10 protein-coding genes are annotated in these 13,283 nt (G+C 60.6%); 2 read left to right on the top strand and 8 right to left on the bottom strand.

Annotated elements, in window-relative coordinates; all coding sequences use genetic code 11:
• Positions 1-3: 3 nt before the first annotated feature.
• From tssH to CT676_RS07475, 8 genes are all read right to left on the bottom strand, one after another.
• Entirely contained in the window at positions 4-2,643 is a 2,640-nt protein-coding gene (gene tssH / locus CT676_RS07440; protein ID WP_063981813.1) for a type VI secretion system ATPase TssH, read from the bottom strand.
• A gap of 97 nt (positions 2,644-2,740) precedes the next feature.
• On the bottom strand, positions 2,741-3,805 hold the full coding sequence (gene tssG, locus CT676_RS07445; protein WP_135214234.1) for a type VI secretion system baseplate subunit TssG: 1,065 nt from the start codon (positions 3,803-3,805) through the stop codon (positions 2,741-2,743).
• On the bottom strand, positions 3,769-5,736 hold the full coding sequence (gene tssF / locus CT676_RS07450) for a type VI secretion system baseplate subunit TssF (protein WP_135214235.1): 1,968 nt from the start codon (positions 5,734-5,736) through the stop codon (positions 3,769-3,771). Before tssF ends, tssG begins: the two co-directional genes overlap by 37 nt.
• A gap of 1 nt (position 5,737) precedes the next feature.
• The gene (gene tssE, locus CT676_RS07455; protein WP_094184183.1) at positions 5,738-6,286 is read right to left on the bottom strand and encodes a type VI secretion system baseplate subunit TssE; all 549 of its coding nucleotides are present in this window, start codon (positions 6,284-6,286) and stop codon (positions 5,738-5,740) included.
• A gap of 180 nt (positions 6,287-6,466) precedes the next feature.
• A complete protein-coding gene (locus CT676_RS07460; protein ID WP_014493489.1) occupies positions 6,467-6,952 on the bottom strand; it encodes a type VI secretion system tube protein Hcp in 486 nt (161 codons plus the stop codon).
• Positions 6,953-7,000: 48 nt separating this feature from the next.
• Entirely contained in the window at positions 7,001-8,503 is a 1,503-nt protein-coding gene (tssC, locus tag CT676_RS07465; RefSeq protein ID WP_028150765.1) for a type VI secretion system contractile sheath large subunit, read from the bottom strand.
• 16 nt (positions 8,504-8,519) lie between these two features.
• A complete protein-coding gene (tssB, locus tag CT676_RS07470; protein ID WP_028150766.1) occupies positions 8,520-9,047 on the bottom strand; it encodes a type VI secretion system contractile sheath small subunit in 528 nt (175 codons plus the stop codon).
• 127 nt (positions 9,048-9,174) lie between these two features.
• The gene (locus CT676_RS07475; protein ID WP_167767979.1) at positions 9,175-10,488 is read right to left on the bottom strand and encodes a type VI secretion system ImpA family N-terminal domain-containing protein; all 1,314 of its coding nucleotides are present in this window, start codon (positions 10,486-10,488) and stop codon (positions 9,175-9,177) included.
• 352 nt (positions 10,489-10,840) lie between these two features.
• Between CT676_RS07475 and tssI the strand changes: the two genes are divergently transcribed.
• Both tssI and CT676_RS07485 read left to right on the top strand, forming a co-directional pair.
• Positions 10,841-12,709, top strand: coding sequence for a type VI secretion system tip protein TssI/VgrG (gene tssI, locus CT676_RS07480; RefSeq protein WP_135214237.1), 1,869 nt, complete (start codon positions 10,841-10,843; stop codon positions 12,707-12,709).
• Between the two features lie 5 nt (positions 12,710-12,714).
• Complete coding sequence (locus CT676_RS07485) at positions 12,715-13,278, top strand: hypothetical protein (RefSeq protein ID WP_135214238.1); 564 nt, start codon at positions 12,715-12,717, stop codon at positions 13,276-13,278.
• The last annotated feature ends 5 nt before the right edge of the window (positions 13,279-13,283 follow it).

The raw sequence follows: 13,283 nt of genomic DNA on the forward strand, positions 1-13,283 counted from the left end.
TCCTCAGTTCCACGAATATGCGAACTTGTCGTTCTCGATCGAGACCCGCGCTTGCTTGATTTCTTCCTTGGCAAGCGACTTGCTGAGGAACTCGCGCGACAGCTCCGGGAGCAGGGTGTTGGTGATGATGTTGTCAATCATTCGCCCGCCGGAATCCGGGTCGTTGCAACGTGACACAATGTGCTCCACGACCGCGTCATCGTAGTCGAAGGACGCGTTATGATTGTCGCGGAGGCGTCGTCCGATCCGGTCGAGCTGTAACCGAACGATCCCGGCGAGCATCTCGTCGGATAGCGGGAAGTACGGTATCGAGACGATGCGTCCGAGCAGCGCTGCGGGAAACACCTTCAGCAGTTCCGGCCTCAGCATCTTGGCGAGCTCTTCCGGCTCGTTGCGATACTTTGGATCGCGCGAGAGGCCCATGATCAGATCGGTGCCGACGTTGGTGGTAAGGATGATCAAGGTGTTCTTGAAGTCGATCCGCCGCCCGTTGCCGTCCTCCATGGTTCCCTTGTCAAACACCTGGAAGAAGATCTCGTGGACGTCGGGATGAGCTTTCTCCACCTCGTCGAGCAGGATGACACTGTAGGGCTTGCGCCGGACAGCCTCGGTGAGGCGTCCACCTTCGCCATAGCCGACATAGCCGGGAGGTGCACCCTTCAAGGTCGAGACGGTGTGCGCTTCCTGGAACTCCGACATGTTGATCGTGATCATGTTCTGCTCACCGCCGTAAAGGGTCTCGGCAAGCGCCAGGGCGGTTTCAGTCTTGCCCACGCCGGATGGACCAGCCAGCATGAACACGCCGATCGGCTTGGAAGGGTTGTCAAGCTTGGCGCGGCTGGTCTCGATTCGCTTGGCGATCATCGTCAGCCCATGAGACTGGCCGACGACGCGGCGGTTGAGGATCTCCGGTAGCTTCAGCACGGTTTCGATCTCGTCGCGCATCATCCGGCCGACCGGGATGCCGGTCCAGTCAGAGACAACGGACGCCACCGATTGCTGGTCTACATGGGCATAGACCATCCGCTTCTCCGGATGGATGCTCTCAAGTGTGTCGAACTTGCCGCGCAACTCCGCGCGCCTGGCAGCCGGATCTTCGCCTTCTTTGGGCTGGGACAGAATCTCCCGGATGCTCCGGATGTCCTTGACGAGTTCCTGCTCTGCGGCCCAATCGGCTTCGAGGTTCGTCAGCTTGTCCTTCAGTGCCGCAATGTCGTTGTCGATCGCCGTGATGCGGTCGCTGTCCTTAAGCCCAAGATCGCTGTCGCTGACGAGTGCCGATTTCTCGGCTTCACGAGCGGTAATCGCAACGCGTGCATCCTCGATCAGGGCTGGCGTCGCGCTCTGGCTGATGGCCACGCGCGCCGAGGCGGTATCAAGCAGGCTGACCGCCTTGTCCGGCAACTGCCGTGAAGGAATGTAGCGGTGGGACAGGTTGACCGCTGCGACGATCGCAGCATCGGAGATGCGAACGCCGTGGTGCTTTTCCATCGGACCGAGAAGTCCGCGCAGCATGATGCAGCAGGTCTCCACTTCCGGTTCATCGATCTGGATCGGCTGGAAGCGTCGTGTGAGCGCGGGGTCTTTCTCGATATACTGGCGATATTCTGCCCATGTGGTGGCGGCGATCGTGCGCAGCGTGCCACGGGCGAGAGGAGGTTTCAGGAGATTGGCCGCATCACCGGTGCCGGCCGCGCCGCCGGCGCCGATCAATGTATGGGCTTCATCGATGAACAGTATGATCGGGGTGGGTGAGCTCTGGACCTCGTCGATCACCGAGCGCAAGCGCTGCTCAAACTCACCCTTCATGGAAGCACCGGCCTGCATCAGGCCGATGTCGAGCGCACAAAGCCTTACACCGCGGAGCGGTGGCGGCACGTCGCCGGCGGCGATTCGCTGGGCGAATCCCTCGACAACTGCGGTCTTGCCGACGCCAGCCTCGCCGGTAAGAATTGGATTGTTCTGCCGCCGTCGCATCAGCACGTCGATCAGTTGGCGGATTTCTTCGTCCCGGCCAAGGATCGGATCCATCTCACCTGATTTGGCCTTGGCGGTGAGATCCTGGGAGAACCGGTCGAGCGGCGTCGTCCCCTTGGGACCCGCTTGGGCCGCGCCTTCCGTGCCTGCGCCGACCAGGCCCGAACCGTCCATCGGCCGCATGGTTTCCTCGTCGGAGCCGGCCCAGACATTGCGGCGCTCCGCGGCGAGTGCGTCGACGTTGACCTTGGCGAATTCCTGCGAGAGGTTGTTCAGCGTGCGACGAATATCATTCGATTTCAGGCCCGCCACGAGCAGATGACCGGTGCGGATCTGGGTCTCGCCAAAGAAGAGCGTGGCATAATGCCAGCCCCGATCGAGCAGATCGATGACCGGATTGGCGACGCCCGGCATGTCGGTTTCGTTCTTACGAAAGCCATTGATCACGCCGGCAAGGTCCGACAACAAGCGTGCCCGGTCGAGCTTGTAATGATCGACCGAGAGGCTGAGATCGTTGCGTTCCTGCTGCAGGATATGAAACAGCCAGTGCGCTAGCTCGACGTTGCGATTGCCGGCGCTCTTTGCGTGGCGCAGGGCCTGTATGAAGGCATCATAGCCGGCCCGGTTCAGCTTGCCCGTTACAGCCTCAATGCTGATGTCGGTCACGGCGGATCCTCCTGCTTAATCCATCCGCGGATGCCTGGCATCAAGCGGAAATTTCATCGAATCCCATAGCTTTAGGCAATCGGCGCTACGGATAGGTTCAAATCGCCGGGGCATCGGCTGCGGCGGCCCGACGGGCGCTCAAGCGCTCGCTGAGCTGAAAGCGGGCATCGCGGCGATATTCTTCCGTGGAAGTCCAGTTCGGCGAGACCCAGGTGGTCCATCCAAGTCGTCCGCTCTGTCCGAGCCTGACCGGGACGACCTCTCCCGCTGGAATGGCGAGCTCCACCTCCCATTCCAATTCGTCGCCGATATAGAAGAACACGGCGTCCGCCAGAGGCTCCGACAAGTTGCGCGCTTCGGTCGGCAAGAACTGTTCGTACTGGGTAAAATTCTTGACAAAGACCCGCACCCTGATCTTGTCCTCGACGCTGAACACGCGTGAGCCCAGAAGAGCGTCCCGGCCGAGCCTGGCATGGGTTCCGCCGAGCCGGCTGCAATGACTTGGGTCGAATGACAGCCAGGTGCCGACAAATTCGTCGATCTCGACCTTGACGTCGAACAGCCCCTGCAGGAACCGCGTCAACCGTGACGCACACTTCGCTCTGGGGGAGATCAGTCCGGCAAAGCTGAGCTTCGCCATGTCCGGTACGGTGTCTCGATCAGCGAAAACGTCGGAGCCGAGGCCGGCGAAGGAGCCGACATAGGCGATGAAGCGATCATCCGCCGGACGGTCGTGCTGAGCGATCGGCCGCGCATCGGCCCAGGCGCGAAAGAAGAGTTGCAGAAAGCGTCCGTTGAGCAGATCGAGAAAGCGCGGGAAGGCGTCATCCCGCATCAGCCACCAACTGAGGCTCTCGTCGGTGGTGGCAAGCGGCAGCGCGCCCTGCGGCCCCAGGAGACCGAGAAATTTGACGAGTATCCTGAGCCGGCCACCCACGTCGTCGACGGCCGCAAGGTTGGAGGCGGGGAACTCCAGATAAGGCACTTGGCCGAGGTCGATATACTCCTCGCGGCGTGCAGCGCTGTCACCGATCCGCGGTCGATCCGAGTTGGCGCGCTCGAGCTGGCGCAGCGTATTGAAGAAATCGAACCGCCAGGGCTCCGCCTTCATCTGGTCGATCAGCGTCATAGAGGTCTCCGCGTGCCCATGCGCGGCGGCCAACGCATGATCTCGCCGCGCTCCGACGTCGAGACGACCGTCTGTGTGAAGGTATTGAAGCCCGAATAGTCGGCGAAGAAGCGCTCCAGCACGGCTCCGAGCAAGAACACGCCGCTGCCCTCGAATGCCTTCTCGTCGAGCGTGATGGTAATCTCCAGGCCGCGCGCTGCGCCGCTGCCGGTGCGCTCGCGCACCCGCCGTACGACCGGCCGGCTTTCTATGCTGCGCACGCCGCGGATCTTGCGTTCCGTGGCGTCGTCGAACTGATCGGCGAACAAGGACAGCATTTCGCGCAGGGCTCCGGCGTTCTTGCCGCCACCGCGCTCGACGAGGCCAAGATAGTTCAGGCTCAGCATGTTGATCAGCCGCCAGCTGACGATTCCGCTGTTCGCGATCTCGCTGCGGCTGCGCAATTGGGCCACGATCGGTTCGCGTGGTCGGGTGGGACCGGCGACGCACATCAGATCAAGGGAAGTATCGTCCAGCAGGCGGAAGTCGGCGCCGCCCTGGCCGACCGGCAAGTGTTCGGTGAGATGCCGGTTGGAGCACAGCGCCCGGACGCTGAGTTCGGCGACCGCACCTTCGCCGCTAAGTTCACCGGGCTCCAGCAGAGACAGGAACATGTCCGTCCCGGTGTAGTCCGATGATGCGCCGTACGTCTTTTCTCCCACTGTGCGGCGCCGGGGCAACCGTCGAACGGTGAAATAAAGCCCCTCGACCGATCCGCTGGTCCGGTCGACGGCGGCCGAATACAGCGGGCGCACCGGCCGCTTGTCCTTGTCGGCCGGAAAGTGCGCGTAGACTTCGAGTACCTGGTGCGGTTCGTATTCCAGATAGCGGCTGCGATCGGGCACCACATGGTACTCGTGCGTATTCGACTTGACGGGGATGCGATCGCTCGTCTTCTCGAACAGGTTGATTGCCGGCGCGCTATAGAGCCTGAAGGTATCGGGCCGCACCGCGGCGGCAAGCCGTGAATTGTGTTCATCGAAAGCGAAGACGATATCGATCGATTTGCTGCGCAGCCGTGGCATCACGCTGCGAAGTCCCGTCAGGTTGAAGCCGAGGAACTTGCGTGGAAACATGAAATATTCCCGCAGCAGCTCCGAGCCGCGAAAGACCCGGTTGTCGTTGGGAAACAGCGACTCGTCCTCGTCGAAACCAATCTGCTGCACGCAGTCATGGGGCGCACGAGTCACCACCGGATCGCCGAAATCATCGAGATGCCGGAAGTAGACGCCCTTGCAGTTCGAGATCAATTGCTCGTAAAGCGCAATGGCGTCGGATTCCGCGCCTGAAAGGTAGATCGGAAGTTCGCTCGTGCGGCAGCCTGCAAACCAGGTTTCCGGCTTGGCCCTGGCCTCCGCGTCCGGCAGCTCCTCATCGAGCCGGGCCGCGGTACGGTGGGTCAACGACAGCCTGAGCCCGGCGATGACGTCGCCGCCGACGGGAATCCCGAGCGCCTGCAGCGCGCCTGCCGTCGAGAAGTATTCGGCGCCGGTGACGTCAAATGGCCAAAGAGCGATATCGCGGCAAAGTCGAAATCGGCAGGAGAGACTTCGTTCTCTCTCGCGATAGGTGGCGTCGAAATAGGCGCCGCGCGCGATCTTCTTGCCATCGCGTAGCGCTGGGTCGGCATAGGGGGGGCGTGCCGTGACCAGCATGGCCGACGGAGTCGGGGCAAGGTAATTCGGAACCAGTTGCTCGAGCAGGTTTGCAGTGAATTCCGGGAATTCGTGCTTGAGCTTGAGCTGAACGCGAGCGGCGAGAAATGCGGCACCTTCCAGCAATCCCGTGATCATGGGATCAGAGCGATCCCGGATCAGCCCACCGAGGCGTTCTGCGATGCCGGGATACTCTTCGGCGAAATCCCCGGCCTGCTCGTAGAGCAGTGACAGTTCACGATTGTAAAAATCCAGGAATTCGCGGTTCATGCTAAAGTCGGTTGATCTGGATATCGCCGCTGTCGAGGTCGACGTCGGCGACGAACTCCACGGGGACGTTGAGCGGCTCGGCCTTCAGGTCGGCGTGAACGATGAAGCGCAGCTTGAGTTGCTCGGGGCCGACCGAGCCGTCGCGTCGGACCCGGATGGTGTTGCGATCGAGCCTCGGTTCATAAGTCGTGAGCGTCTCGCGCAACGCGTCGGTGAGCTCGTCGTCGGCGACCTCGTCGATCGAACGGTGGGCAATATCAGGGAAGCCAAAGTTCAGGATTGAGGTTCGGACGCAATCGTGGCCGTTCAGATCCAGGGTCGATTCCAGGGCAATGGTATTGAGGAGCGTTTCGAGGTCATGGGAGACCTCGCGCCGGAGCAACGTTTCCGAGATTGGAAATCGGCCCGCGCTCCGCCGCCCTGCAATGACCCGCTCGCCAGACTCATCGCGTAGATTGAGCTTCTTGCGTGCGTCGCGCGCTTCATGGGCTGAGCGAAATGCCAGCATCAGTGGGGGAGAGAGCCGATCCTTCTTTCGTGCAATGGTCATTCACGGTCCCCATGACGCCCAACTCGCATGCAATCCCGGGGGGCGCGCGTTGGTGTCCGACTTGGCGTCGCCCAGCAGGCTTTCGGGCCCGCAACCGGGCCGGACGAGAGGTGCGATCAAAATCGCACCGCTTGGCGCCGGTTCGCCAATCGCAACCGGCGCCAGGCGAGGGGCCGACAATCAGGCCCATTCCTTGTTGGCAGGAACATCCCAGCCAAACGTCGGCGAAGCTCCGGCGCCACCCTTCTCCGTCTGGGTCTTGTAGATCATCTTGACCTTCGCGAAGTTCAGACTCACGTTTTCGGTAAGGCGATCTTCGCCGTGCGATCCGCCTGTCGATACGCTCGTCACGAGAACCTGCTTCATCTCGATCTTGAGATATTCCAGCGGGTTTTCGCCGGCCTTGCGGACCGTCAGGATCGCGCTGTCGATATGCTTGCCGTTTGCGCAGACCTTGAAAAGTTCCGGCGTGGCCTTGTCAACGAAGTGCGTGAAGTGAAGATCCTGCACGCTGACCTTGCCGGCGCCGCCGCCCGATCCGCTGTGGAAGGTACCGGTCTGGCTCTCGCCAAACGACCAACTCAAAATATCGATTTCGTCTTTGTGCTTGTCGTCCAGCGACTCGCCCTTGATCGGATCGAGTTTCAGGAAGATGTCGACAGCCATAGCATGGTCCTCTCAAATTTCTGTGTGTACGGTTGCGATGCTGCAGCGTCAGGAGCTGGGACCTGGCAGGCGTGAAACCAGACTGAGGCCGACATCCATCGCTTCCAATTGAAAGTGCGGACGAAGAAAGAAGCGCGCGTTGTAATATCCCGGGTTCTCCTCGTTTGCTATGACCTCTACCTTCGCAGCGGCCAGCGGTTTGCGCGCTTTCTGAGCTTCTGACGATAGGGCTGGGTTGGCATCAACGTACTCGTTGATCCAGGTTTGTAGCCAGACCGTCAGCTCATCCTTCTCCTTCATGGATCCGATCTTGTCGCGAACCATGCACTTCAGATAGTGCGCAAAGCGAGACACTGCGAACATGTAGGGCAGACGTGACGACAGGTTGTCGGACGCGGTTGCATCCACGCCCTTCTCGCCGAAATACTTCTTCGGCTTGTAAAGCGACTGGGCACCGATGAAGGCGGCCTTGTCGGTGTTCTTGCGATGGATCAGCGGGATGAGGCCCGCCTTTGCAAGTTCGTGCTCGCGGCGATCGCTGATGGCGATCTCGGTCGGGCATTTCAGATCGACCCCACCGTCGTCGGTCGGGAATGTGTGCGTCGGCAGATTGATGACCTCGCCGCCGGATTGCACACCGCGGATACGCGTGCACCAGCCGAACTCCTTGAAGGCGCGGTTGATGTTGACCGCCATCGCATAGGCGGCGTTGATCCAGCCGTATTTGTCGCCGGTGTGCCCGTCTGTCTCCTCCTCGAAGGCGAACTCCTCCACAGGCTCCGATTTCGCGCCGTAGGGGAGGCGACCCAGCGCGCGCGGCATGCACAGGCCGAGATAACGCGAGTCGTCCTGGTCGCGCAGTCCCTTCCATGCGGCATATTCCGGCGTGTCGAACACCTTGCCGATATCGCGAGGGTTGGACAATTCGGTCCACGAGTCCATTCCCATCAGCGTCGGCTCGGCGCCGCTGAAGAAGGGGGCGTGTGCGGCGCCGGCGATCTTGCTGAGATCGCGCAGCAACTGTACGTCGGTGGGGAGGTGGCTGAAATAGTAGTCGCCGATAAGGCAGCCGAACGGCTCGCCGCCCAACTGGCCGAACTCGTATTCGTAGATCTGCTTGAACAATGGGCTCTGGTCCCAGCGCGCATCGGGGTAAAGCCGCAGATTACGATACAGCTCGTTCTTCGAGACGTTCATGACCCGGATCTTGAGGTTGGCGTCGGTCTCCGAGTTGAAGACGAGGTAGTGGAGGCCCCGCCAGGTACTTTCGATCGCCTGGAATTCGGGTGCGTGAATGATCTCGTTCATCTGCGCGGTCAGCTTCTGGTCGATCCGCGCGATCATCTCCTCGATAGTGTCGAGCACGTCCGACTTGATGACGCTCGAGTCTTTCAATGCCTCCTGAACGAGCGTGGATACCGCGTTGTCGACCTCGGTCGCTGCGCGCTCGGTGCGCGGTTTGAAGCTTTGCTTCAGCAGAGTGGCAAACTCGTCAGCTTCGACGGTCTTGACCTGGGTGGTGCTCTCTTTGTGAACAGCTTCTTTTGCCATGGTCCCCGTTCCTTCCTTAGCTCTCGGTGCCAGGTTCGGTCGACTGGCTGATCGCGCGTTCCCGAAGCGCTGCCATCAGTTGAGGATCGGCCAGAAGTTTTTTCAGCTGATCCTCGGCGGCTACCTTGCCATCCATGTAGCGCAGCAGGTTGGCAAGTTGTTCGCGCGCCTCGAGCAGCTTGGCTGTAGCCGGCACCTGGCGGGCGACGGCCACGGGAGTGAAGTCGGCCATCTTGTTGAAGCGCAGATTGACCGAAAGTTTTTCGTCTGATCCGTCGCTGAGACGATTGGCGACGCGCGCCGTCACACCGGGCTGGATTGCCGCCATGCGACTGTCGAAATTGTCCATGTCGAACTCGAGGAATTTGCGCTCCTCGACCTTCGCCTTCTCGACGCCGGGGTTATTGCCGGAAAGGTCGGAGAGGACGCCCATGACGAACGGCAGTTCGATCAGCCGCTCGGCGTCGTAAGGATCTTCGTATGTGATGTGCACGCGTGGTGCGCGATTTCGACGAATGAATTTTTGACCGCTATCTGTAGCCATGGTTCCCTCACTACGAAATCGCTTTAGACGTCGAATTTGCGCGACGCAGATCGGCTAGGGGACTTCAAGTTGCTGCGGTCGGCAAACATCCTTGTGTCCATTTAGTGCCCTCGAGCGAAAGCTGGGTTCAATGCGATCTGTCGATTGTTTTAAGCGCTCCCTCAGGAAGAACATCATTCAAAAGGCTGAGAAAGTCTCGTTGCGCGAGGTCGCGCGCGCGATCTGCCAAAAAGGGGATGGGGCTGGACGGCTCTGCGGCTCGGAAAAACGACGCCACCTTTGCCAGCAGGCCCAAGGCTTGCGCTCTGCTTTCCACTGAAAATACAATATCTTGGGTGTTGTTCTCGGCCGTCGATGAGAATGACGTGGCGAGTTCCGCCATCCGTTCGATCGGCAGGTCGAAGACCTTGTCGCGCCCGATGTTGATCGCAGCGCTCTCCACGTGCGCAGGCACCAGCATCCGCATGACTTCAATGAATGACTTGCCAACCATCTCCTGCGCTTGACGCACCAGCAACAGTGCCGGGTTGGACGGTTCCATTCGGGCAAAATAGCCTGCCACTGCTGCAAGCGCTGCAGATGCTTGTGCGGATGAAGTCACCACACCGGTCGTGTCTGACGGCGCCTGTGTATCGACAGGTCCGACATCTTCCGCGGTTGCGGCGATCGCGGCCGGATCGCGCGACGCGACAAGACCCGCAAGCCAGGCAGCCATGCCGTTAACCAAGCCAGAGAGCCTGTCGAGGCTGATCGGTTGCCCCGCGTTCAACCTCTCGTGCCAGGTTTGCTTGATACCCGCGATTTCAGCAGCGACCGCGGAGCACCGCCCGCTGGTTGCCTTGAGAGTGTCGAGATCTGTCTCGCTGACGATGCGCTCGATGGCCGCCAGATCAGGGCCGTCGGCGTCGGCGTCGCCGGCGGGAATTTCGCCCTGAGCGATCTGGTAGGCACGGTAGTTGAGGTTGCCGTGTCTGCGGTTCTCGATCAGGGGAAGGAACTGGAGCGGGTTGATCACGGTCGGGAACACGTCGATCGCCTCGACTGTGACGGCGCGAAGTGCGTAGTCGCCGTCCTCGCCCTTCGGATGCACCGCCTCCCACTGCTCGCGCAGCAGCAGGTTGGTCGCCTTCAGGCAGCAGAGAAAGCCGTCGAGATCGCGGTTGAGGATTGAAAACTTGGCCAGCAGCAGGTTCAGGCGCAGATCGCGGGTACGCGCCAGAATGGGCTGCGCGGCGGCAAACTGGCCGGCAAAATCGACTGCCTTTGGATCGAAGCGTCCACGCTCTCCGTTGGCATTGACGACCTCGAAGAACGACATCGGTAGCAGCGATTCCGCACCTGCGAAGAAGTTCAGATATTGGACGTCTCCGATGGCGTCGAGATCCGGCCCGCAGGGATCGTCAGCGGCAATGGGCTGCGTCAGGGAGGCGACGTCAAGCATATGCGGACCGTCCATCTGCTCGTTCACGGCCCCGCTGCCGAGCCCGTGGCGACTAGGGGATCGCGCGGGGGCGCATGATCCGGAATCTATACCTATGGGTCAGATGCCTGCCGACCTTGGTTCATTCCCGAAGATCATGCCATTTTCGCGTGAACCGGCAAGCTCTTGGAGCCGACTACTTGATGGCCCGGGGTAGTTCTTTGGCGGCCGTTGTGGAACGTCAGGAAGCCCAGCCCTGGGGCGGGCTTGCCGGCACAGCCGGCGGCACGCAGGATTTCCGTCGTTCTTGCATAACGTCTGATCAGCTTTTTTGCAGCGGGTCATTCGATCGAAGGAGGGAGTTTAAGCCCACATGGGCCAGCTTACGCAGGATACCCGCCTCTGCGAACTCAAGACGCCTCTTGGCAAGGACGTTTTGGTTTTTGCCGGATTCGAAGGCTCGGAAGGTCTCAGCGAACTGTTCGAGTATCGCATCGAGTGTCTCAGTGAGGATGCCGACCTCGACTTCGACCGCGCTATCGGTCAGCAGTGCACGCTGACCATAAAGCTGCATGAAAAGGAGCGCGAGTTCAGCGGCATTCTGACGGAGGCCCAGTGGCTCGGGGTGAAGAACGACTATTTCAGCTACCGGATCGTGCTGAGGCCCTGGTTATGGCTGTTGTCGCGGACCACCGATTGCCGGATCTTTCAGGACAAGAAGGCGCCCGACATCATCAAAGAGGTCTTCAACGAACGCGGCTTCACCGACTATGAATCCAAACTGACCGAAGAGGGTTCTTGTCCGAAGCTCGAATATTGCGTTCAGTACCGCGAGACCGACATGAACTTCGTGTGCCGGCTGATGGAGCAGCACGGCATCTACTACTTCTTCAAGCATGAGGGCGGCAAGCACACGCTGGTGTTGGCGGACTCCAAATCGTCGCACAGTCCGATCAATGGTCTTGCTACGATTCCCTACATCCCGCTGGCGGGTGCCGACCGGCGCGGCGAGCAGCACATCTATGAATGGGTATCGGAGCGACGATTTCGTACCGGCAAGATCGAACTCAACGATTACAACTATCAGAAGCCCAACGCTCAGATGATCAGCGACGCCAAGGGCTCCGAGCATTACACTCGGTCGGAGATGGAGTTTTATGACTATCCCGGGAAGTTCAAGGAGAAATCCGACGGCGAGCGCTACGCGAAGATCCAGCTCCAGGCAGAGCAGGCGATGGATCGGCGTCGCCGCGGCAATGGCGACGCCGTCAACCTGTTCCCCGGTGGGCTGACGAAGCTCGAAAAGCACTCCAAGGACTCGCAGAACGTCGAATATCTCGTGGTGCGAGCTGTGCACTCGTTCTCGATCGAATCCTATCGCACCGGCGGTCCGAGCGACGCAGGGCAACACGTCTATTTCGGCAGCTACGAGTTCTTGCCGAGCGATCGGCCGTTTCGAGCGCTGATGATGACGCCGAAGCCAAGAATCAACGGCATCCAGACGGCCAAGGTGGTGACCAAAGACGATAATTCGAGCGAGGAAATCGACGTCGAGTCCCTGGGCGAAATCTATGTCCGCTTTTTCTGGGATCGGAAGAAGAAGCGGTCGTGCCGGTTGCGCGTGGCTCAGGTTTGGTCTGGCAAGCGCTGGGGCGGTCAGATCATCCCACGCGTCGGACAGGAAGTCGTTATCGAATTCCTGGAGGGGGATCCGGACCGGCCCCTGGTGATCGGCACCGTGTACAACGACGAATACAAGCTGCCCTACGATCTGCCGTCGAAGAAGACGATTGCGGGATTGAAGTCGGACTCCACCAAAGGCGGCGGCGGCTTCAACGAGTGGAACTTCGAGGACAAGAAGGGATCCGAGAAGATCACGGTGCATGCCGAGAAGGACCACGACGTAACGGTCCGCGACACCGAGACACGTACCATCGGCGAAGCTGCATTTGGCGGCGACACGCGCAACACCACGCTCAAGAACGGCAATGATAAGCTCGATATCCAGTTGGGTGGTCAGCACATCACTTTGGCCATGGACCAGTCTGTTAATGCAGGCCTCAGCATCACGCTCATGGCCAATGCCAACATCACCCTGCAGGTGGGTCCTAGTCAGATCATCCTGACCCCGGCGGGCATCGTCATCAACGCGCCGACGATCGCCATGACGGCGCAGGCCGGTATGGCGCTTGCTGCCGGTGGTCCGCTGGTCGCCCACGGTACTCCAACCCTTGTTGGTTGACGGTCATGGGACAAGTTCGGTTCGGTACGGTTCAGGATCTGTTTCAGGCCTATCCCTTGGCGCGTTATGATGTCGGCAAAGCCGACGCTGACAAGCCTTCGCTGGACTTCCTTCAGGAGGCCGCCGATGCGCGGAATTGGCACCCGGCCGTGTCTTACTGTGCCTATCTGCTTCCCAGGCGCGTAGCAGTTGCCTGGGGATGTCGCTCTCTGCAACTGATGTTCGACCATTTCGACGCCAGCGATACCAGGTCGCTGAATATTGTGGAGACCTGGGTCCGGCAACCGGACGAGCAGTCCCGGAACAAGGCGCTGGCTGTCGGCAATGCCAATGATCCTGAGCAGCCGGCGACATGGCTGGCGCTGGCGGCCGGCTGGTCCGGCGGAAGCGTGGTTCCCCCGGAATTTGCGCCCGTGGAAGCTAAGCCAGATCAGGCCGCGCGGGCGGTGCGTGCAGCACTGCTGATCGGCCTCTGCCGGCTCCCCCGTGACTCCCGGGACCGGATAATGACGTCATGCCTAGAGGATGGTATTCAATTGGCTCGCGGCGAACCGCGCCCTCCGCGCTAACGAGA

This window comes from Bradyrhizobium sp. MOS001 (assembly GCF_004634465.1).
GTDB lineage: Bacteria > Pseudomonadota > Alphaproteobacteria > Rhizobiales > Xanthobacteraceae > Bradyrhizobium > Bradyrhizobium barranii.